This window comes from Alteriqipengyuania sp. (genome assembly GCF_964222115.1).
Classification (GTDB): domain Bacteria; phylum Pseudomonadota; class Alphaproteobacteria; order Sphingomonadales; family Sphingomonadaceae; genus Alteriqipengyuania.
Map to the genome: position 1 here is coordinate 25,475 of NZ_CAXQBM010000082.1, position 19,397 is coordinate 44,871.

17 protein-coding genes are annotated in these 19,397 nt (G+C 62.2%); 8 read left to right on the top strand and 9 right to left on the bottom strand.

What is annotated here, in order from left to right:
- Positions 1 to 338 precede the first annotated feature (338 nt).
- Together ACEQXE_RS13155 and ACEQXE_RS13160 are read right to left on the bottom strand one after the other, a co-directional pair.
- Positions 339 to 1,436, bottom strand: coding sequence for a hypothetical protein (locus ACEQXE_RS13155; protein ID WP_370179966.1), 1,098 nt, complete (start codon positions 1,434 to 1,436; stop codon positions 339 to 341).
- Between the two features lie 1,079 nt (positions 1,437 to 2,515).
- On the bottom strand, positions 2,516 to 2,914 hold the full coding sequence (locus ACEQXE_RS13160) for a helix-turn-helix domain-containing protein (RefSeq protein ID WP_370179967.1): 399 nt from the start codon (positions 2,912 to 2,914) through the stop codon (positions 2,516 to 2,518).
- Positions 2,915 to 2,981: 67 nt separating this feature from the next.
- Between ACEQXE_RS13160 and ACEQXE_RS13165 the strand changes: the two genes are divergently transcribed.
- The 5 genes from ACEQXE_RS13165 (at position 2,982) to ACEQXE_RS13185 (ending at position 10,197) form a co-directional block, all read left to right on the top strand.
- Positions 2,982 to 3,602, top strand: coding sequence for a cation transporter (locus tag ACEQXE_RS13165; RefSeq protein ID WP_370179969.1), 621 nt, complete (start codon positions 2,982 to 2,984; stop codon positions 3,600 to 3,602).
- The gene (locus ACEQXE_RS13170) at positions 3,595 to 3,978 is read left to right on the top strand and encodes a DUF3703 domain-containing protein (RefSeq protein ID WP_370179971.1); all 384 of its coding nucleotides are present in this window, start codon (positions 3,595 to 3,597) and stop codon (positions 3,976 to 3,978) included. The genes ACEQXE_RS13165 and ACEQXE_RS13170 overlap by 8 nt, the downstream gene beginning before the upstream one ends.
- Before the next feature lie 486 nt (positions 3,979 to 4,464).
- Positions 4,465 to 5,718, top strand: coding sequence for a TolC family protein (locus tag ACEQXE_RS13175; protein WP_370179973.1), 1,254 nt, complete (start codon positions 4,465 to 4,467; stop codon positions 5,716 to 5,718).
- A gap of 11 nt (positions 5,719 to 5,729) precedes the next feature.
- Positions 5,730 to 6,875, top strand: coding sequence for an efflux RND transporter periplasmic adaptor subunit (locus ACEQXE_RS13180; protein WP_370179974.1), 1,146 nt, complete (start codon positions 5,730 to 5,732; stop codon positions 6,873 to 6,875).
- A gap of 58 nt (positions 6,876 to 6,933) precedes the next feature.
- Positions 6,934 to 10,197 (top strand): efflux RND transporter permease subunit, encoded by a 3,264-nt coding sequence (locus tag ACEQXE_RS13185; protein WP_370180112.1) that lies wholly within the window; start codon positions 6,934 to 6,936, stop codon positions 10,195 to 10,197.
- A 189-nt stretch (positions 10,198 to 10,386) separates the two neighbouring features.
- Here the strand turns inward: ACEQXE_RS13185 and ACEQXE_RS13190 are convergent, their stop codons facing one another.
- Together ACEQXE_RS13190 and ACEQXE_RS13195 are read right to left on the bottom strand one after the other, a co-directional pair.
- Positions 10,387 to 11,469 carry a copper resistance protein B gene (locus tag ACEQXE_RS13190; protein WP_370179976.1) on the bottom strand — a complete coding sequence of 361 codons (1,083 nt, stop codon included), beginning with the start codon at positions 11,467 to 11,469 and terminating at the stop codon, positions 10,387 to 10,389.
- Positions 11,466 to 13,166: a copper resistance system multicopper oxidase gene (locus ACEQXE_RS13195; RefSeq protein WP_370179978.1), complete on the bottom strand. Its 1,701-nt coding sequence runs from the start codon at positions 13,164 to 13,166 to the stop codon at positions 11,466 to 11,468. Before ACEQXE_RS13195 ends, ACEQXE_RS13190 begins: the two co-directional genes overlap by 4 nt.
- A 76-nt stretch (positions 13,167 to 13,242) precedes the next feature.
- Between ACEQXE_RS13195 and ACEQXE_RS13200 the strand changes: the two genes are divergently transcribed.
- The 3 genes from ACEQXE_RS13200 (at position 13,243) to ACEQXE_RS13210 (ending at position 14,824) form a co-directional block, all read left to right on the top strand.
- On the top strand, positions 13,243 to 13,515 hold the full coding sequence (locus tag ACEQXE_RS13200; protein ID WP_221430363.1) for a metal-sensitive transcriptional regulator: 273 nt from the start codon (positions 13,243 to 13,245) through the stop codon (positions 13,513 to 13,515).
- A 71-nt stretch (positions 13,516 to 13,586) separates the two neighbouring features.
- Positions 13,587 to 14,063 (top strand): DUF411 domain-containing protein, encoded by a 477-nt coding sequence (locus tag ACEQXE_RS13205; protein WP_370179979.1) that lies wholly within the window; start codon positions 13,587 to 13,589, stop codon positions 14,061 to 14,063.
- Positions 14,063 to 14,824: a glutaredoxin family protein gene (locus ACEQXE_RS13210; RefSeq protein ID WP_370179981.1), complete on the top strand. Its 762-nt coding sequence runs from the start codon at positions 14,063 to 14,065 to the stop codon at positions 14,822 to 14,824. Before ACEQXE_RS13205 ends, ACEQXE_RS13210 begins: the two co-directional genes overlap by 1 nt.
- Here the strand turns inward: ACEQXE_RS13210 and ACEQXE_RS13215 are convergent, their stop codons facing one another.
- The 5 genes from ACEQXE_RS13215 to ACEQXE_RS13235 form a co-directional block, all read right to left on the bottom strand.
- Positions 14,825 to 15,445: a DUF305 domain-containing protein gene (locus tag ACEQXE_RS13215; RefSeq protein WP_370179983.1), complete on the bottom strand. Its 621-nt coding sequence runs from the start codon at positions 15,443 to 15,445 to the stop codon at positions 14,825 to 14,827.
- Between the two features lie 185 nt (positions 15,446 to 15,630).
- Positions 15,631 to 16,086: an excalibur calcium-binding domain-containing protein gene (locus ACEQXE_RS13220; RefSeq protein WP_370179984.1), complete on the bottom strand. Its 456-nt coding sequence runs from the start codon at positions 16,084 to 16,086 to the stop codon at positions 15,631 to 15,633.
- A gap of 316 nt (positions 16,087 to 16,402) precedes the next feature.
- Positions 16,403 to 17,125 (bottom strand): HPP family protein, encoded by a 723-nt coding sequence (locus tag ACEQXE_RS13225; RefSeq protein ID WP_370179986.1) that lies wholly within the window; start codon positions 17,123 to 17,125, stop codon positions 16,403 to 16,405.
- Between the two features lie 183 nt (positions 17,126 to 17,308).
- Complete coding sequence (locus tag ACEQXE_RS13230) at positions 17,309 to 18,847, bottom strand: MFS transporter (protein WP_372524243.1); 1,539 nt, start codon at positions 18,845 to 18,847, stop codon at positions 17,309 to 17,311.
- An 8-nt stretch (positions 18,848 to 18,855) separates the two neighbouring features.
- Positions 18,856 to 19,257, bottom strand: coding sequence for a MarR family winged helix-turn-helix transcriptional regulator (locus tag ACEQXE_RS13235; protein ID WP_370179989.1), 402 nt, complete (start codon positions 19,255 to 19,257; stop codon positions 18,856 to 18,858).
- Between the last annotated feature and the right edge of the window lie 140 nt (positions 19,258 to 19,397).

The following is a 19,397-nucleotide window of genomic DNA, read 5'->3' on the forward strand; positions in this document are numbered from 1 at the left end:
CTCAACCTCAGGCGGTGGCAGTTCGCGCGTTGGCACCTCTGGTGGAGGGGGCGGTTCCTCAGGCGATGAGGAGGATGAGGCCGAGTGCGAAGGCAAAGGCAAAGGCAAGAAGAAGGGTAAGAAGAAGAAGTCGGGCAAATGCAAAGAGTGACATTCTGCCCAGCGTCTTGACCGGCGAATTGGCTGGCGCTGCGCAACCCGGATGCCACCACCGGTCCGAAAACGGCCGGTTGCTCCCCCGTGAGCTAATACCGTGGAAGCAGGCCCTACACTGTTACAGGCTTAAAATTGCATAAGGCGATAAAAAACCTGATTTTTCCAGTCTAATCCTAGGCCTTTCAGGACGGCAGAACGGCAGCTTCCGCTGCGGCGCGCTCCCAGAGACAAGACGAGGATTCTACACCTCCGTCTTCGAGCCTTTGGATCACAATCTTCTTGGTCTGCCCGGAGCGTCGCATGAGTTCGGTCGTCGAAACGTAGCGAACCGCTAGATGGAGGACATCTTCGACCTCGTATCTCAGGGTGAGTTTGTAGACTCTCGGTTCAATCAAGCCAGCCTGCCTTATCGCGATGGTTTCCTTGGGCTGGAGATTGAGGATCTCACTCAAGTCACAGTTGTTCATGAAGGTCTTGAAGGGGAAATCCGGGAAGGAGCGCTTGTCGAACGGCATCGCTCTGAAGTTTGCCCAGGCCTCCGGCTGCACAAGGATGTGTTGTGTCGAACTGCCCTCACGCCTGGTCCAGAATGGCAAGTCCCCGTTGATAAGAGCTTTCCAGATCACGCCCCATGGCTTCAACCTTCCGCCAAACTCATGGGAGAGAACTCTTAGTGATTGGGCGGACGACGGAGGTGAGCTTTTTCGTGCGCGCCTTTTTATAGAGTGTGTCAATTGATCGAGCTCGCCTCTTGGGATCATCGCTTCATTGCGCAACGCCACGATCGCCGGATCGGTTATGCCTTCGATTACTTCGAGACAGATCAGTTGCTCGATTGCATAGGATGGCAAGCGGAAGGCTTTCCAGAACTCCCAATGATGCACTGCTCGATCCAAGTCGTAAGCGATCTGATCTACGCGCCCGGCATCAAGCAACATCCGGGACACTGTGCCATCGCTCCGCTCAAAAGCCGAATTCTTGATAAGACCTTTGTCGCACAGCATCCTGATCCTGTTGTAGTCGGAGTGAAGGCGTTTCTTCGCGGCGGCCATTGAGTAGTGAGCGCCGATGGGTTCGGCTGCGTTGGAGGCGCCGAGGACAAAGCCGGGTAGGACGTTCGCAATCAGCTTTTTACCGCCCGGTTCTTTTTCGATTTGGCGAGCGAATAATCTCAAGGAGCGATTTAAGGCGGAGTAGCGGCTGTGATCATCTCGCCGCTTGTTGGCTTCACAGGCTACCCATGATTGAAAGTGATCTTGCCATTGATAGAGGTTGCGCATTCCCGATGAAACGATTTGCGCCAAGTCGGAGGGCGGGAGCCTCGAAAGATGGGTTTCGGGGATAGGATCATTCCCGCAAACGAATTGACCGACGTGTAGGGCGGTGCGCACAAGTGTGCCTGGCGGAGTAGATGTCCGGGCAAGAAGGAGGACTTAACGTGACAGCGCCCGCGATCGGGATGTCCACCGAAGAGCTGATCGTAAAGTCGAAGGTTCCGCGATCCGTCCTTGCATGGGCGCATTCCTGTCACAGGGGCGACCTGGCCTGCGGCGACTGCAGGGGCTGCTACAAGAACGCGGAAGTGATCGCGAACGTGTATGGGGATCTTTGACGAGCCTCGACCGATCGCGGGCGTAGCAGCTCCGATGAGATCTTGGCCGGCGTTCGAGCACGCTATCCCCCTGACCCGGCGGATCCTGACCGGTTCTGACGGTTTCTTCGAGGTGTTGGCTCGGCGCCGCTCCGCGCTGGGAGGTTCTGTCAGCGAGCACGAACTGTCCTCTGTTCTATGGCATGCAATGCTTCTTCGAGAACGGAGCCGTAATTCGAGGTTCGGCGAGTGGGAGAGCCGCGCGGCCCCGTCCGCAGGGGGGCTCCACTCGCTCGGCATCGCCTGTCTGCCCGTCGACGGCTCGTCTTGGTGCGGATTATACGATCCTGAAGCACACGAACTTCGGAGCTCCTCCTCTTTCGAAAGCGCCATCTCGCTCAATCGGAACGAGATAGACGAGATTTTGAGTTCGAAGCACGGGATCACACTTCAATTCATCGGTGATCGTCGACGCTACGAAGCGTGTTACCAACATTGGGAATCGCTGTTCTGGCGGGACGCAGGGGCACTTCTCGGGATCATCACGATGATCGCAACCGCGCTGGGTCTCGAAGCGTCGCCGGTCGGGCGGAACGGAAACCACGTCGTCGCCGCGGCTGGTTTTCCCCCCCCCCGCAAATCTGGCGGGCGGTGCAATCCATATCTCCTCTACAAGGACAACCAACCAGACTGGCGAGGAGGCACTAGGATGCGATGGCGGACCCTTTTCGCCGTCAGTGACCTAGCAAGCGGATGGCCATCGAAGTCTTACACTACGCTATGGCGCCCCAGGCTTCCGATGATTTGGCATTCACCGATCTTGTCCGCCTGACAGGACCGTAACATCTGTCCCAGCTCGTCGCGCAGCGCGGAGAGATCGGCAATCTTGCGCTCGACTTCGGCCAGTTGCTGTTGAGCTAGCTGGTCGACGTCTTGGCACGGCTTTTCATCATGATCGGACAGGGCGAGCAGTTCGCGAACCTGCGCCATGCTGAACCCGAGCTCGCGCGCCCGACGCACGAAGGAGAGCGTCGCCAAATGCTCGTCGGAATAATCGCGGTAATTGCTCTCGGTCCGGTCTGCCGCTGGCAGGACACCCTCGCGCTCGTAGTAGCGGATCGTTGCCGCCTTCGTGCCGGTTGCCCTTGCCAGTTCTCCGATACGCATCGCTTGACCTTGTAGTTGCTACAAGGTGCATATGTTCCTGCGACTCGAACGTTGCAAGGAGAGCGGCATGAGCAAGTCCTGCTGCCAGACACCCGAACTCAATGACATTGCGCACAACAATCCACGCTGGCGCCTGATACTTTGGATCGCGCTGATCGCGAACGCAGCGATGTTCGTAGTGGAGATCGTTGCTGGGGTCGCAGCGGACTCGCGTGCTCTTCAAGCTGACGCGCTCGACTTCCTCGGCGACGCGGCCAACTATGCGATCAGCCTTGGAGTTGCGGGCCTAGCGCTTTCCTGGCGTGCCAAGGCCGCGCTGATGAAGGCCGCGACCATGCTCGCTTTCGGCGTATGGGTGATCGGCTATGCAATCTACGGCCTTGTCGCTGGATCGAACCCGGAGCCCCAGACCATGGGCGTGATCGGCACGCTGGCGTTGGTGGCCAACGTATTCGTCGCGCTGTTGCTGTTCCGTTACAGCGAGGGCGATTCCAACATGCGATGCGTCTGGATCTGCTCGCGCAATGACGCGATCGGCAACATTGCGGTCCTGGGCGCGGCGTTAGGGGTGTTCGGCACAGGACAGGCATGGCCCGATTTACTTGTGGCGGCGATCATGGCGGGGCTGGCGATCTGGGGCAGCGTCGAAGTCTTCGGCCAGGCACGCGAGGAACTAGCTCATGGATAGGGGTGCAATTCCCAGCAGGGATGAATTCCTCGCAGAGGAATACCGATGCGCGGCCAAGGCCATGGAGGAGAAGAAGTTCGAGGAAGCCTGGCACCATCTCGAGCGGGCCCACATCGTGGCCCAAGAACGTTTGAAGCCGCACTGCATTTCACATTGGCGCATGCTTCAGCTTGCATGGAGGACGCGTGATTGGCGCGAGGTTCGCGGTCAGATATTCAGGCTTTCCCTTGCCCCCATAGGCAACATCACCGGGAGACTTCCAATAGGAAACAGTGGTCGTTCGAATGTAAGCGCATTCGCTCGGATGGAAATAGAGCCGCAGATCATCCGTGTGCTTGGTCAATCGCCAGCTCAAGATGTTTGTGGCTCGAAGTAGATCGATGGTTTTGTTATGAAATCACATTCCGTTTCGAGAGATAGTTCTTTCGCAGCCAAGCCGCCAATGCTACCGGACACGCTGTGACCCGGCTCTTCGCCCGCTCCCTCTTGCTACAGCTGATCACGCTGTGCACCGCATTCGGTGTCCTGTGGGCTCCGGTGGCGGAAGCGGCCGAATGCGCAGGAGAGCCTCCGGTAGCATCCCAGCTCGCGCAGCATGGCTCGCCCGGCAATGATGATAGTGGACCGGAGAAGCACGGTGCGTGCGCTCATGGCCATTGCCATCATTCTTCGCAGGCTGTTGGGCGGCCGTCTGACGTCATTGCTTCGGGGTCGGCCATGGGCGTCCCAAACTTCAGTGACCAGCTCTCGTTCGCTTCCAATGTCACCGAACTAGCAACGCCACCTCCTCGCGCCTGACGTTGGCCGCGCGTCGGACTTGTTTTCCGACGCTAACTGAACGTCAGCAGAGGAATACCCATTCATGTTCGCCATGTCGTGGCGAGCAGCCCCCGTCTGGGGGCTGATACTCGCCCTGTCCACGGAACCTGCCAGCGCGCAGGACCCGCGTGTCGTCACGCTCGACGACGCCCTTGAACTCAGCGGGGTCGCCACTGAGGCCGATACCGCCATCACCAACCCCCGCCTCGTGGGGCCCCGCGCTGAAACAGACGCGGCGGTCGCGCTTGTCGATCAGGCTCGTCTGAGCCCCAACCCCGAAATCTCGTTCGACGTCGAGAACGTCGCCGGCAGCGGCGCATTCTCGGGTCTCCAGTCTACCGAATATACGCTCTCCGTCGGCCAGCGTCTCGAACTCGGCGGCAAGCGATCTGCGCGGATCGGTGCGGCCGAAGCCCAGGCCGAACTGGCATCTCTCAGGGCCGACCTTACCACGGTCGAACTGGGACAGCTGGTGCGCGAGCGATATCTCGCAGCTGCTGCAGCGGCTGCGCGGGTCGACCTTGCCGAAGATGTCGTGGCGCGAAACGAGGAACTGGCTCGCATTGCTGGTGTCCTTGTTGAGGTCGGCCGCGAACCGCCTCTGCGCGCATTGAGGGCGGATGCGGCCCTTGCCGAAGCGCGCGCGAGCCTGGTTGAGGCAGAGGCGGAGAGCCTGTCGGCTCGAACAGCGCTCGCAACTCTATGGGCCGGCGGTGAAGCGCCGCTCGTTCCGGCGCAATTTCCGGATATCCTTCCGCCCGCTTCGCTGATGTCCGAGGCGCAGGAAAGCCTCACCTACAGGGTCGCGCGAGCCGAGAGCACTGCTGCGGCGGCGGAGATCGAGCGGCAGCGGAGCCTGCGGATTCCCGATCCGACGGTCTCTGCGGGCGTGCGGCGCTTCGGAGAAAGCGGCGACAACGCGTTTCTCGTCGGCGTGTCGATCCCGCTTCCTTTCCGGGACCGGAACCAAGGCAACATCGCTGCTGCCGAAGCTCGGTTGCGGGCAGCGAATGCCCGCGAAGCGGTGGCTCTCGCGGATTACGAGCAGGCGGTCGCCACGGCCCGGGCAAGGTATCTTGGTGCGGAAGCGCGCGTCGAAACCCTGTCGCAGACATCGCTCCCGCAGGCGGAGGAGGCGCTGCGCCTCGTTCGCATCGGATATCGCAACGGACGGTTTCCCCTGATCGAAGTTCTCGCAGCCGCAGAGGCACGCGACACGATCCGCGAGGCGCTCATCGCCGCCCGCGAACAGAAGGGCCTGGCCGCATCCGAACTGATGGGGCTGGCCGCACAATGAAGGATACATCAATGACACGCAGAAAGCTGGTGATCATCGTCGGTATCGTGATCGCGGTCGCCGCCCTGGTGCTGATCTTCTGGCCGGGCGCTGAGGCGGATGACCATGCGCATGACGAAGCCGCTGGCGAGATGCCCGAAGGTGTGGTGGCTCTAACCGACGAGCAGATCCGAGAGGCCGGGATACAGCTGGCCGCCGTCCGGTCTGGAGCCGCCGTTGAGCTCGTCTTCCCGGCGACAGTGGCGGCGAGCCCCACTTCCACCGCCCGCATCGACGCCCGCGCTTCGGGTGTGGTCCGCTCGGTGGGCAAGACGCTGGGCGACTATGTGGCGCGCGGCGAGACCGTAGCACGCATTGAGAGCGCGGACGCTGCGGCTCTCGCCTCGCAGCTCAGTGCCGCGCGTGCGCGGGTGGGCGAGCTGTCGGCCGCCTACGAACGCGAACGGCGGTTGTTCGAAGCAAACGTCACGGCCCGCCAGGATCTGGAAGCCGCGCGGGCCAATCTCAGCGTAGCACGTTCGGAACTTCAGCGGGCGCAGGCCGCGGTGGCGGCAGCTGGCGTCAGCGGCGACGGGCGTTCGCTGGCGGTCACCTCTCCCTTGGCTGGCAGGATCACCGCGGCACCGATTGTGCTCGGGGCCTTCGTCGATGCCGGCGAGGAACTCTACCGCGTGGTCGATCCCAATGGCCTCCAGATCGAGGTGGCTCTGCCTTCAGCCGAAGCCTCTCGTATCCAACCTGGTGACGAGGCCGTGCTGGTGGTCGGCGACGGTCGGGAAATCGGCGCCCGGGTTCGTTCGGTGACGCCGTCGCTCGATCCGGAGAGCCGCAGTGCGACCGCGGTCCTGTCGTTATCACGCGGCGTTCCGGGGCTTCAGCCGGGTGCCTTCCTTCAGGCACGGATCATGCCTTCGGGCGAAATCGACCGCGACCGTATCGCGGTGCCGGAAGACGCTATCCAGGTGGTCGAAGGACGCGACGTGGTCTTCGTCCGGACGAAGACCGGCTTCCAAGCTCGCGACGTGGAGCTCGGGACACGATCCGCTGGTCAAGTGACGATCCTTTCGGGCCTTCAGGAGGGATGGCAGATAGCTGTCGCCAATGCCTTCCTGCTCAAGGCCGAACTCGGGAAGGAGGGCGCGACTCATGGTCACTGAGACTCAGAACGAGCCCGCTGTGGATACCCACACCGATACGGCCAGCCATCGCCACGGTTTGATCGGGGCCATCCTCGACATCGCCGTGCGGTTCCGCTGGGCGGTCATCGTCCTCACCGTTTTCGCAGCCATCTACGGTGCCATGAACCTTTTGCGCCTTCCGATCGATGCGGTGCCGGACATCACCAACACGCAGGTGCAGATCAACACCAGCGCGTCTGCCCTCTCTCCCTCGCAGGTGGAGACGCAGGTGACCTTCCCTATCGAGACCGGGCTTGCCGGGATCGAGGGGCTGGAGATGACCCGCTCGATCTCGCGTAACGGCTTCAGCCAGGTCACTGCGATCTTCGAAGAAGGCACTGACATCTACTTCGCGCGCCAACAGGTGAACGAACGGCTAGCCCCGATCGGTGCGTCGCTGCCGGAGGGAGCGGAGCCTACGATGGGACCGATCTCGACCGGCCTGGGCGAAGTGCTCATGTATACGATCGAATACGAGTATCCGGGAGGTCGCGATGCGCCCAAGGTTGGTCGAACAGGGTGGCAGCCGGACGGGAGCTTCATCACCGAACGCGGCGATCGCCTCGACACCGAGGTCGCGAAGGCAGCTTATCTTCGCACGGTGCAGGACTGGGTCGTTGCTCCGCTCATGCGCTCCATCGACGGGGTGGCGGGCGTGGACTCGATCGGCGGCTATGAGAAACAGTTCCTCGTCCAGCCCGATCCTGCTCGTCTCACCGGCTACGGCCTGTCGTTCGACTCCCTGATCGAGGCCTTGGAAGCGGCGAACCTCGCCGAAGGCGCCAATTTTGTCGATCGTGCCGGAGAGGCTCTGCTCGTCCGCGTCGATGCGCGACTTGGGGGCACACAGGACATCGAACAGGCAGTGGCCGCGACCCGCGAGGGCGTTCCGATCCGGATCGGGGATGTCGCCTCGGTTCGCATCGGCGGCGACCTCAGAACCGGTGCTGCCTCGCTCAATGGAGAAGAAGCGGTCGTGGGCACGGTCCTCATGCGCAGCGGCGAGAACAGCCGCACCGTGGCTGCCGCCTCGGCCGAGCGACTGGAAGAAGTCCGCGCCTCGCTCCCTGCCGGAGTGGTCGCCGAGATCGTCTACAACCGCTCGTCGCTCGTCGATGCGACCATCGCCACGGTCGAGAAGAATCTCGTCGAGGGCGCGCTTCTGGTGATCGCAGTCTTGTTCCTGATGCTCGGCAATATCCGTGCTGCGATCATCGCAGCATTGGTCATTCCGATATCCATGCTGATGGCCGCCGTGGGAATGAACAGGCTTGGTGTCTCGGGCAACCTGATGAGCCTCGGGGCACTGGACTTCGGGCTTATCGTCGATGGCGCCGTTATCATCGTCGAGAACAGCGTCGCGCGGCTCGCCGCCAGACAGCACCGCGAAGGCAGATTGCTCAGCCTCGGCGAACGGCTGACGGAGACACGGCTGGCTGCACAGGAGATGATCAAGCCGACCGTCTACGGTCAGGCGATCATCCTCTTGGTCTACGCGCCGCTTCTCACCTTCACGGGGGTCGAGGGCAAGACGTTCTCGCCCATGGCCATCACGGTCATGCTGGCACTCGCCTCCGCCTTCGTGCTGTCCCTGACCTTCGTGCCGGCGATGATCGCGGTGCTCCTCAATCGCAAGCTGACCGAGAAGGAGGTCAAGCCCGTTCGGATGGCGAAGGAACGCTATGGCCCGGCGGTGCGCCGCGCCATCGCACGTCCCTGGCCGGTGATCGGTGCGGGCGCCGGGCTCTTCGCCGTAGCGGCTTTCGTGTTCACCTTCCTCGGCAGCGAGTTCACACCGCAGCTGGATGAACGCGACATCGCGGTTCAGTCGCTGCGGATACCGTCGACCTCGCTCGAACGATCACTCGCCATGCAGAGACAGGTGGAGGACAGGCTCGAGACCTTCCCACAAGTAGAACTGGTTTTCTCGCGCACCGGCACGGCCGAGGTCGCGAGCGATCCGATGCCGCCGAACGCGTCCGATGCATACGTCATCCTGAAGCCGCGCGAGGAGTGGCCCGATCCCGACCTGTCGAAGGACGAACTTGTCGCCGAGATGGAAGAATCGCTCAACGGTCTGGTCGGCAACCTCTACGAGTTCAGCCAACCCATCGAACTGCGCTTCAACGAGCTGATCGCGGGTGTCCGCGGCGACGTGGCGGTCAAGCTCTACGGAGACGACCTCACTTCGCTGACCCGGTCAGCCGGAGAAGTGGCCGGGGTGCTTCGCGGCGTCGAGGGTGCTGCCGACGTCAAGGTCCAGCAGGTCACCGGCTTCCCCACGCTCGACATCGCCTTCGATCGACCGACGATTGCCCGCTATGGTCTGACCGTGGAGGAGGTCGCGCAGTCCGTGGCCATCGCGCTGGGCGGCCGCCCCGCCGGCCTGGTGTTCGAGGGTGACCGCCGGTTCGATGTCGTCGTGCGGCTCGCCGATGCGACCCGGGACGATTTCGATCAGCTCGGCGCTCTGCCCATAGTCCTCGAAAGCGGGGTCACGGTCCCGCTTCGCACGCTGGCGGATTTCCAGGTGGTCGATGGTCTCGCCGAGGTTCGCCGGGAGCAGGGTCGCCGACTGGTGATCGTGTCGGCGAACGTGCGCGAACGCGACCTCGGGTCGTTCGTCGAGGAGGCCCGAGCAGGCGTCACCGAAAGCGTCGAACTGCCGGCCGCATCCTTCATCGAATGGGGCGGACAATACCAGAACCTCCAGGCCGCGCAGGCGAGGCTGGCTCTCGTTGTTCCGGTCTGCTTCGCGCTGGTGTTGCTGCTCCTATACATGGCGCTCGGCGGGTGGGTTCCGGCACTCGCGGTCTTCAGTGCGATCCCGATGGCACTGGCAGGCGGGGTTTTCGCGCTTGCCTTACGGGGGATGCCGTTCTCGGTGTCCGCCGCCGTGGGCTTCATCGCCCTATCGGGTGTCGCGGTATTGAACGGGCTCGTGATGATGACCGCGATACGCCAGCGGCTCGACAAGGGACTGCCTCTCGATGAGGCGATCACCGATGGCGCATTGGCGAGGTTGCGACCGGTGCTGATGACAGCGTTGGTGGCCTCGCTCGGCTTCGTGCCTATGGCCCTTGCGACCGGCACTGGCGCGGAAGTGCAGCGTCCGCTCGCCACAGTCGTGATCGGCGGGTTGATTACCGCGACCGCGCTCACGCTCTTCGTCCTGCCTGCGATTGCGCGGCTCGTGCTCAATCGATCGGACGATGAGCGCAGGTGGCGCAAAAAGTGGTGGGATCGCCTGCGTCGAAACGTGACCAGCGACGAGCAGCGCGAGCTGACGGACATCGCATGATGATGGGTGCCAAACGACATAGAGGGCGCAGCAGAACCGTCCGCTTCCGCACGATACATCACGAAAGCTGTCGGTGTGCCTTCGGCCCATAAGCCGCTACCAGCGCGAGCTGCCAGTCAGCAAAGCGCCCTCATTGCCACATTGACGGCCTCTGTTCCGTCGTTCGAAAGCGGTCGCGCGCCAATCGGACTAGAACCAGGCGCGCAGACCAACAACGGCCTTCAGCCCATCAGGTTCGGCTCCGTTCGCGCGGGAGATGTCAGCGGTCTCGCCCACCTTCGCTTCGTATTCGATGCCTGCATAAGGAGCGAACTCGGGCGCGATCTCGTATCGCAGGCGTAGCCCCGGCTCGATCTTGGTAACGCCTGCGCCGATCTCGCGCTCGGGGATGTCCTGCGCCGCGAATTCGGCCTCGATGCGGGGCTGGAGGATCAGGCGCTGGGTGATCTTCTGATCGTATTCGGCCTCGACCCGCGCGGTCAGGTTGCCTCGGTGGGACAGGAACAGCGCGCCATCGACGTGGAACATATACGGCGCGAGGCCCTGCACGCCGACCACGAGATGCGTTCGGCTATCGGGTTCGGGATCGAACCGCACCCCCGCCTGCAAATCGAAGAACGGTCCGATCGCGCGGCTGTAGAGCGCCTGGATCTCGGCGTCTTCCAGTTCGCCGCCGAACCCGCCTTCGCCTTCGGTCTTGAGGACGAAACGGTCGATGTCGCCGCCATACCAGCCCTGCACGTCCCACACATAGCCGTGTTCGCCACCATCGGTCGCGATGCGCGCTTCGAGCCGTTCGATCAGGACCATGCCGGTGGTCATGCCGCCGTTCTCGCGGGCGAGCTGTTCGCGCGACGGCTCCATCGCTTCACGACCCCAGATGGCGTCGGCTGCGTGGCGAGGCCCGTCGAACGCTCGCGCAGGGATGGCCTCTTCGGGTGCTGCACCGGGCACGGACTTGTCGGTAATCCCTCCGTGCGAGCCATGATCCATGCCCGCCATGCCGCCGGCCGTGGGCTTGTCTTCCTCTTGGCGATCCTTCGGGGGGCATTGCTCCGGCGGAAGGTGGCCCATCGCACAATGGTCCATTTCCGGTTCAGGCGCGGGTTGCGGCTCGTCCTTTGGCGGACATTTCTCGGGCGGCACATGGCCCATGGCGCAGTGGTCTATCTCGGGCTGCGCGGAAGGCTTATCGCCGTGTGACGAATGGTCCTGCGCGGCGAGCGGAGTGGCCGTCAGTATCGAGCCGGCGAGCAGCATGGCGCGGATCATGCGCCGTCTCCTTCGGGGAAGGGCCGCACCGTCACAACCTGCATCATGCCTGCGTGCATGTGATAGAGCAGGTGGCAGTGGAAGGCCCAGTCGCCCGGCTCATTTGCGGTCAGGTCGAAAGTCGCGGTGCCACCCGGTTGCACGATAACCGTATGCTTCAAGGGCTGGTGCATGTGGTCGGCGCCGTTGACCAGTTCGAAGAAATGGCCGTGCAGGTGGATCGGGTGCGCCATCATGGTCTGGTTGACCAGCTTGACGCGCACGCGTTCTTCGAAGCCGAAGCGGATCGGATCATCAGTCACGGCAGTGAACTTCTTGCCGTCGAACGACCACATGTAGCGTTCCATGTTCCCGGTGAGGTGGATTTCCATCTCACGCTCGACCGTCCGGTGCGGGTTCATCCGTCTGGCCTTGAGATCGGTGTAGCGCAGCACCCGGTGGCTCACCCTGTCGAGACCGAGGCCGGGGAAATCCATCCGGTCCATCGGCATCGGCGCGATCATGTCCACGCCGGGCCCAACCTCGACATCATCCGGCACGAGCGACTTGTCCCGCATCGAGTGGCCCATGCCACCCATGCCTTCCATCCCCTCCATGCCCGAATGGTCCATCATGCCCATATCGGCCATCGTCAGCGTCGGGATCTCGCGCAGCGGCGGTGGAGTGGCACGGTGGCCCTTGTGGCTCGTCAGGCTCGCGACACCCATGCCGCTGCGATCCATCGCTTCGGCCACGATTGAGTGGCTGCCATCGGGCGGGGTAACGATCACGTCATAGGTCTCGGCGACGCCGATCTGGAACTCGTCCACCTTCACCTCGTCCACATCCTGCCCGTCGGCTGCGATGACGGTCATCGGCACGCCAGGTATGCGCACGTTGAAGAAGGTCATTGCGGACCCGTTGATGACACGCAGCCGCACGCGCTCGCCCGGTTTGAACGCCAATTGCAGGTCGTCCTGCGGCCCGTGACCATTGATGAGGAAAGTGTAGGTGCTGCCCGTCACATCGGAGATGTCGCGCGGGTTCATCCGCATCTTGCCCCACATGCGCCGCATCTCGCCGGGCATTTCGCCCTCGGTCGAGGTCAGCATCTGGCGCTGGAAATAGTGCTCGCCCACCTTCAGTTTCCGCATGATCTCGTGCGGATGTATCGGACTGAACTCGCTCAGCAGCACCACGTAGTCGCGGTCGTAGCGCGGGTCCGGCTCGTCGCTCTCGATGATGATGGGGCCATAGTGCCCCGCCTGCTCCTGCAGGCCGGAGTGCGAGTGCCACCAGTAGGTGCCGCTCTGGCGGATCGGGAATTCGTAGGTGAAACGCTCGCCGGGGCGGATGCCGGGGAAGCTGACGCCCGGCACGCCGTCGAACTGGAAGGGCACCAGCAGGCCATGCCAGTGGATCGAGCTGTCCTCGTCGAGATTGTTGGTGACGTGCAGGCGCGCGGTCTGGCCCTGGCGCAAGCGGACGAGCGGACCCGGCACGGTGCCATTGACCGCCACCGCGTGCCCCGAGCAACCGCCGGTCGTGAAGTGATGGTTGCCGATCGCAAGCTCGATGTCCTCGCCCGATACCTCGCCGAAGCCGCTCTTCGCATGCGTCAGCGACTGTCCCCTTGCCCAGGCGGGCATCGGAAGTGCGCTGGCTGCTGCCAGTGCGGCAGTGCTGCGGATCAGGTTGCGACGAGAGATGGGGGCCATGGGGGCAAGCTTCCGATTGAAGTTCTGCAGGAAGCTGTATATACCCCCACAGGGTATTTCAACCGGACTTTGGACCATGGCAGACGCGAAGACCGCGAAGATCAATAGGCTCAACCGGATTGAGGGGCAGGTGCGCGGTGTGGCGCAGATGATCGAGGACGATCGCTACTGCATCGACATCCTCCACCAGATCCAGGCGATCCGGTCCGCACTCGGCAAGGTCGAGACGCAGGTGCTGAAGGATCACGCCGCGTGCTGTGTGGCGGAGGCGATCGCAAGCGGCGACGAGGCCGAACAGCGCGAGAAGTTCGAGGAGCTGGTGACCCTGTTCGAGAAGGCGAAGCGTTAGAAGCCGCATCGCCTATGCCGATGCCGATGCCCACCCAAGATCAAGACCCTTATTCCATCGAGGAGACTGCGATGATTTCCCTGCTCCGTTCCGCGATTGCTCGTCGCACCCTGGCCGGCTCGCTCTTTTTGGGCACCGCGCTGACGGCCTGCGCTGCGCAGGCGGCCAGCTTCACCATGTATCGCGACGCGAATTGCGGCTGCTGCCTCGCATGGGCACAGCATGTCGAGGAGAGCGACGAGCACGACGTGACCTCGGTCGATCATCCCGACATGGCGTCGGTGAAGGCCGAGAACGGTGTGCCGGGCGATCTGCAATCGTGCCACACCGCGATCGTCGAAGGCTACGTAATCGAAGGCCACGTGCCTGTGGCCGATGTCGAGCGGCTGCTCGCCGAACGTCCGACAGGTGTAAAGGGCCTTGCGGTTGCCGGGATGCCGATGGGGTCGCCGGGAATGGAGCACGGCAACCACCGGCAGGCGTTCCAGGTCATCGCCTTTGGGCCCGAAGGCCGCAGCGTCTGGGCCAGCTACCCGGCGAGGCACTGATGAGCACGAAGAAAGCCACCGTCTACCGGATGGTCATGCCCGACCATCTGTGTCCCTATGGTCTCAAGACCGTGGACCTGCTGAAGCGCGAAGGCTTCGCGATCGAGGATCATCACCTGACCACGCGCGAGGAGACCGACGCTTTCAAGGAAAAGCACGGGGTCGAGACCACGCCGCAGACCTTCATCGATAGCAAGCGGATCGGCGGCTACGACGACCTGCGAGAATATTTCGGCAAGTCGCGCAGCCAGCCGAAGGAAGGCGAGACGAGCTACCAGCCGGTCATCGCGATCTTCGGCGTGGCCTTCCTGCTCGGCCTGGCGATAAGCTGGTATGTCTTCGACACCATCTTTACCGTCCAGGCGATCGAATGGTTCGTGAGCCTGTCGATGGCCCTGCTGGCGATCCAGAAGTTGCAGGACGTGCGCAGCTTCTCGACGATGTTCCTGAACTACGACCTGCTGGCGCGGCGCTGGGTGCCTTACGGCTTCGTCTATCCTTTCGGAGAGGCGCTCGCCGGGATGCTGATGGTCGCGCACGCCCTGCCGATTATCTCGGTGCCGGCATCGCTGTTCATCGGCACGATCGGCGCGGTCAGCGTGTTCAAGGCCGTCTATATCGACAAGCGCGAACTCAAATGCGCCTGCGTGGGCGGCAACAGCAATGTGCCGCTCGGCTTCGTCTCGCTGACCGAGAACCTGTTCATGATCGGCATGGGCCTGTGGATGGGTGCCAAGGCGCTCGGCTGGATCGCGGTATGATCACCGCGCGGAATCCAGCTCCTCGCGCATCTCCGGCGTCACTTCTCGCCCGATCGCGGTCTCGGCTTCGGCTTGCAGCTTTGGAGTGAGGTCGGCGGTGCGGGGCGGCAGCGGCGTCCCGTCGCCCAGCTCGCCGTTCGCCTCGATGTCTTCGAGCAGCAGCTCCATTTGCGCGATTTCCTTCACCTGCGCCTCGATGATCGCATCGGCCAGCTCGCGCACACGCGGGTCCGAGATCTGCGCGCGGCGGCTGGTCAGCACCGCGATCGAGTGGTGCGGGATCATCGCCTTCATATAGGCTTGGTCGTCCACCGTCGTCTGGCTGCGAGCAAGAAACAGGAACAGCGCGAAGCCGATCACTGCCCCGGTCATGACCAGCATTTTTGTCAAGAACGTGCGATACATGCCCCACATGAAGCCAAGCATGATGACGATCATCGCCATGCCCATCATCAGCGCCATCCACATGCGGGTCTGGCTGAACCAAATGTGCCCGGCCTCGTAGACGTTCGAGTATTTGAGCACGAACATCGTCATGATCGATGTCGCGATCATCGCCGCGAACGTCGGCCATTTGCTCTGGTGAGCCTGTTCGGTTGAGGTCGAATTTTCGTTGGCCATTTGCGCCTCCTCTATTGGAACCTACACCCCCCGGGGGTATGCGGTTCCGAGAAAGCACGTGGGGCTCCAGCGACCCTCGTGGGCGCGATGTCCGATTTTCTAGATTTTCAGCGCGAGACCGGGAGGGCCGTAGACCCATCCTCTTAGGCCAATCCCAAAGCCAAATTGCAGGCCCATTGCCAAACTTACCGCCGCCGATAAGGTTCGCAAGCAATCCCATCGCTGTCGCCATCCATCTGTGGCCGATAGCCAGGCTGTCCGCGATACAATGGTGCGGCCCCAGCGGCTCGGGCCGCTGCGCAGTTGCGATAATACACTTCGTTGGAGGCCGGCGGCGCCTGCCCGACCGCTTCCGGCTGGTCGGCTTGAGCTCGCTGCGCGTATTGTTCCGGCCGTGCTGCGCGATAAATCACCGGTGCCTCAAACGTTGACCCCCAGATACCTACCCGACGGGTCCTCGCGTCGGCCTCCGCAGAGACGTAGGTGTCGCTGAATTGCGGCAGCGTGATCGCCATGCCCGTCGACGCCATAATTTCGGAAAGATCTACCCCTCCGGATCTGCAAATTGCGATTATGCGACGATAGCTGTCCCGCTCTATCTGTTCGCATGAAATCTGCTTGCCCGCAGTCAAGCCTGCCAAGAGCGCGGCGGCCTCTTTTCCGCATTCCCATATTTCACTGCCCCAGGGCGCAGGTCTGATCCAACTCCGGAGCGTCGATTCTGAGCAGTCGAAACCGCTCGCCTGTCATAGCCAAAGTATCACCATCGATAACATCGACAGGGCCCGTATATGTCTGTGCAGCCAAAGCTGTGGGCGAAAGAAGAATGGCGAGGTAAATCGTCCAGCGCATATCGATAGGATATGAGCGAAGATGCTAACAAGCGGTGAGTAGCAATCGTTTAGGCGCCAGCAGAGCAGAGGCGCGGATGTTACCGGCCTCTTGCAAAAGCTCTCGCTACCGGACCTTTTGCGAAGAAAAAAAGCCGCGGTGGGTCGTTTCACTGCGGCGCCGCGCGGCATGAAAGTCAACCCGGCGAATGATCAGGTCCAGATCGTCCCAACTGATATCGTAAGTTTCTCCCAGATCAGTCAGTGCGGCATCGATATCGTCGGGATGCGGCGAAGCAAACTCAGGCTGAGGCACAGCCTGCGCTTCGATCGGTCGCGCTTGGTGGGGATAGCTATGTCCGGAAATGCGATGATACAGGACACCGACGAGCACTAAGCATACTGCATTGAAAGCAACGGGCAGAAAGGCGAAGCTGTATCCCAGAGATCCGATGGCTTCTCCGCCGATAACCGCCGTGAGCGCGGCGGCCCCGCCGGGAGGATGCAGACTGCGGGTGAGGGACATCGCCAGGATAGCAAGCCCTACCGCGCAACCGGCAGCCACGTGGGGCGAACCAATAAGGTGCGCACAGAATACACCTGCGAGGGCCGAAATCGTATTGCCGCATATAACCGGCCATGGCTGGGCTAGGGGACTTGCAGGAACGGCAAAAACGAGAACGGCGGATGCTCCCATGGGCGCCACGATCAAGGGTATCATCGCGCTATCGCGCAGGATCCACCATGCAATAAGGCTCGTAAGAGCAATACCCGTCATGCCACCGGCGCACGCCAGCATCCGATCCCGAAAGGTAGCTCCGGCGAGAATCGGATCGAAGATGCGCCGCATGGTAACCTGTCTCGATGTCATTGTCTGGCGCATCTGCTGAACCCAATTCCGGGAAGCGAGGCAAATTTGGCAGGGGTGCTGATAGGCATACTATCGATCGGGAGCGTCTTGCGCCGTTACGGCAACCCTTCGCCAGCCAATTGCGAGCGCTCTCTCCTAGTCCCCTGCCTTCGCGGCCCACATTCAGGGCACTCGTTCTCCCTGTTCCAAACAGCGCAAGTCGCGCCCGCGCGTTTCGCGACCGAACCAGAACGTCAAACCTAGGGCCGCGCCCGTAGGTGCGAGCATCAGCAGTGCTGCCTCGGCAAGGTCCGGTTCGAGTGCGAGCACGCCGAGCAATTGCGCGATCAATCCGCCGCCTTTGCTGCATGCCGCCACCCAGCCGGTAGCCCGTCCACGGACGCGGACCGGAAAGCTCTCTGCCGCATAGGGGAGCAACGTCGCGATCACGCCGTTCGATCCGAGGATCAGCAGGGCGACAGGAAGCACCGGACTTCCACCGACCCATGCCAGCCACAAAACACCCAATAGCCCAAGCAGTGTCAAAGCTATCATGATCAGCACCGTGCCCTTTGTGCTCCAGCGACTGTAGAGCGCGGCCGCGACGAATACCGTTGGCAGTGCAATGAGCGCTGACTGAGCGAGAAACGCACTGGCGATCTGGACGCTATAACCACGCGCGACCAGATCGGTTGGCAGCCACAGTATGACCCCGAAATTGATCAGCCCCCACGCGAGCGCCGTAAGGCTGAGTGCAACGACGGTTCCGATCATCGGTTTGGAATTCGTCGCCGCAGTCGTCGCTTCTTCTATTGCCTCGGACTTCAGCTCGGCATGCGCACCAAAGGCGCGCATGATCCGCTGTGCTTCGATTCTGCGACCACGAGCAAGAAGGTAGGCTGGCGACTCGGGAAACAAAGCGCAGAGGCAAACGAGGAGCAACCCAGTCGGCAGATTGAGCAGCCAGAGGATGCGCCACCCGAAGATCGGCTGCAGCAGTGCTGAGGCACCACTCGCCGCGACATACCCGCCGACCGCACCTAGTCCACCGACTAGCACTAAGGCCCACCCGCGATGGCGCACAGGCATCGTTTCAGCGAGCAGAGCATACGTGACAGGCAGCATTCCTCCTGCCGCCAGGCCCATCAGAAAGCACATAAAAATGTTCCACTCGAGCGATGGCATCGCGCCGCAGATCGAGGTGCCGACGAACATCACCGCGGAGAGCAGGATCGAGGCTTTGCGCCCGTAGATATCGGCGATCGCGCCCCACAGAATAGACCCCGCCACAGTCCCGGCAATCGCCGAAAACGGCACGAGTGCAGCGTAAGCGGGCGTAACTTTGTATTCGTCGATCATGCCATCGATCGTGAAGCCGAGTGTGGCAGGCTTCATCACATCGATGATCAGCGCAATGACGAGCACGGTCATCAGGCGCCAGTGTGCCTGACCGAGCGGGGCATCATCGGCTGCGGCGACGGTGACCGCATGAGCATCTTGCGCAATTTCTGTTCGCGCTGGCAGTAATCCGTATCCCGCTATCAGGACGCCGGCTACGATCGCTGCCATGCCGAACACCATTCCGTTATCCATTGGCATGCCCGCCAGTCGGTATTGCATGGGCGCGCTGGCAATAAACATCGGCAGATGAAGAACGACGCCAGCCGTTACCCCTGCACAACCCAGGAGAAACGCCGCGAGGCCGCGGCGCTCGGCAAACATGCCCACCGTCACAGTGCTTCCAGCATGCGTTTGAGAAGCGGACGCATCCGACGCAGTTCAGTGCGGTGGCTATAGGAAAGCGAAGCAAGAACGCTACGTGCGTTCTCGGTCAGTGCGATCCGCACCTGTCGCCGGTCGGCATCGATATGTTCGCGCGTGGCCAGACCATGCTCAACCAGACGCCGGACGAGTTCGGACGCGCTATGGGGTCTAAGTAAGAGTCGTTCGGCAAGATCGCCGACCAGCATCCCTGTGTCGCCCGCAGCACGAACGGCCAGCAGCGCCTGGTGCTGCTGCGGCGTCAACCCGGCGGATCGGGCGGCCTGTTCCGAGAAGCTCTGGAAGCGGCGCAGCTCGAACCGGAACTCTGCCAGCGTTCTGTAATCCTCGTCCTCAATCTCGTCTGCCATACATCGTCCTTGATATATCGCGCCACGACATACCTGCGCGTCATCCGGAGCTCCAGAGGCATGTTCGATGAACGACCACAAGGATCGGCACGCGGTGGTTCTCGCGGCTCCCTTACGAGAGTGCAAAATGAGCAGGCGTG

What these genes read in the sequence shown, in the direction of transcription:
- ACEQXE_RS13215 (WP_370179983.1), bottom strand. Translation starts at nt 15,445, where the DNA reads ATGGCCAACGAAAATTCGACCTCAACCGAACAGGCTCACCAGAGCAAA.
- ACEQXE_RS13210 (WP_370179981.1), top strand. Translation starts at nt 14,063, where the DNA reads ATGAGCACGAAGAAAGCCACCGTCTACCGGATGGTCATGCCCGACCAT.
- ACEQXE_RS13180 (WP_370179974.1), top strand. Translation starts at nt 5,730, where the DNA reads ATGACACGCAGAAAGCTGGTGATCATCGTCGGTATCGTGATCGCGGTC.
- ACEQXE_RS13175 (WP_370179973.1), top strand. Translation starts at nt 4,465, where the DNA reads ATGTTCGCCATGTCGTGGCGAGCAGCCCCCGTCTGGGGGCTGATACTC.
- ACEQXE_RS13225 (WP_370179986.1), bottom strand. Translation starts at nt 17,125, where the DNA reads ATGCGGCGCATCTTCGATCCGATTCTCGCCGGAGCTACCTTTCGGGAT.
- ACEQXE_RS13230 (WP_372524243.1), bottom strand. Translation starts at nt 18,847, where the DNA reads ATGTTTGCCGAGCGCCGCGGCCTCGCGGCGTTTCTCCTGGGTTGTGCA.
- ACEQXE_RS13200 (WP_221430363.1), top strand. Translation starts at nt 13,243, where the DNA reads ATGGCAGACGCGAAGACCGCGAAGATCAATAGGCTCAACCGGATTGAG.
- ACEQXE_RS13205 (WP_370179979.1), top strand. Translation starts at nt 13,587, where the DNA reads ATGATTTCCCTGCTCCGTTCCGCGATTGCTCGTCGCACCCTGGCCGGC.
- ACEQXE_RS13235 (WP_370179989.1), bottom strand. Translation starts at nt 19,257, where the DNA reads ATGGCAGACGAGATTGAGGACGAGGATTACAGAACGCTGGCAGAGTTC.
- ACEQXE_RS13170 (WP_370179971.1), top strand. Translation starts at nt 3,595, where the DNA reads ATGGATAGGGGTGCAATTCCCAGCAGGGATGAATTCCTCGCAGAGGAA.
- ACEQXE_RS13195 (WP_370179978.1), bottom strand. Translation starts at nt 13,166, where the DNA reads ATGGCCCCCATCTCTCGTCGCAACCTGATCCGCAGCACTGCCGCACTG.
- ACEQXE_RS13165 (WP_370179969.1), top strand. Translation starts at nt 2,982, where the DNA reads ATGAGCAAGTCCTGCTGCCAGACACCCGAACTCAATGACATTGCGCAC.
- ACEQXE_RS13190 (WP_370179976.1), bottom strand. Translation starts at nt 11,469, where the DNA reads ATGATCCGCGCCATGCTGCTCGCCGGCTCGATACTGACGGCCACTCCG.
- ACEQXE_RS13155 (WP_370179966.1), bottom strand. Translation starts at nt 1,436, where the DNA reads ATGCGCAACCTCTATCAATGGCAAGATCACTTTCAATCATGGGTAGCC.
- ACEQXE_RS13160 (WP_370179967.1), bottom strand. Translation starts at nt 2,914, where the DNA reads ATGCGTATCGGAGAACTGGCAAGGGCAACCGGCACGAAGGCGGCAACG.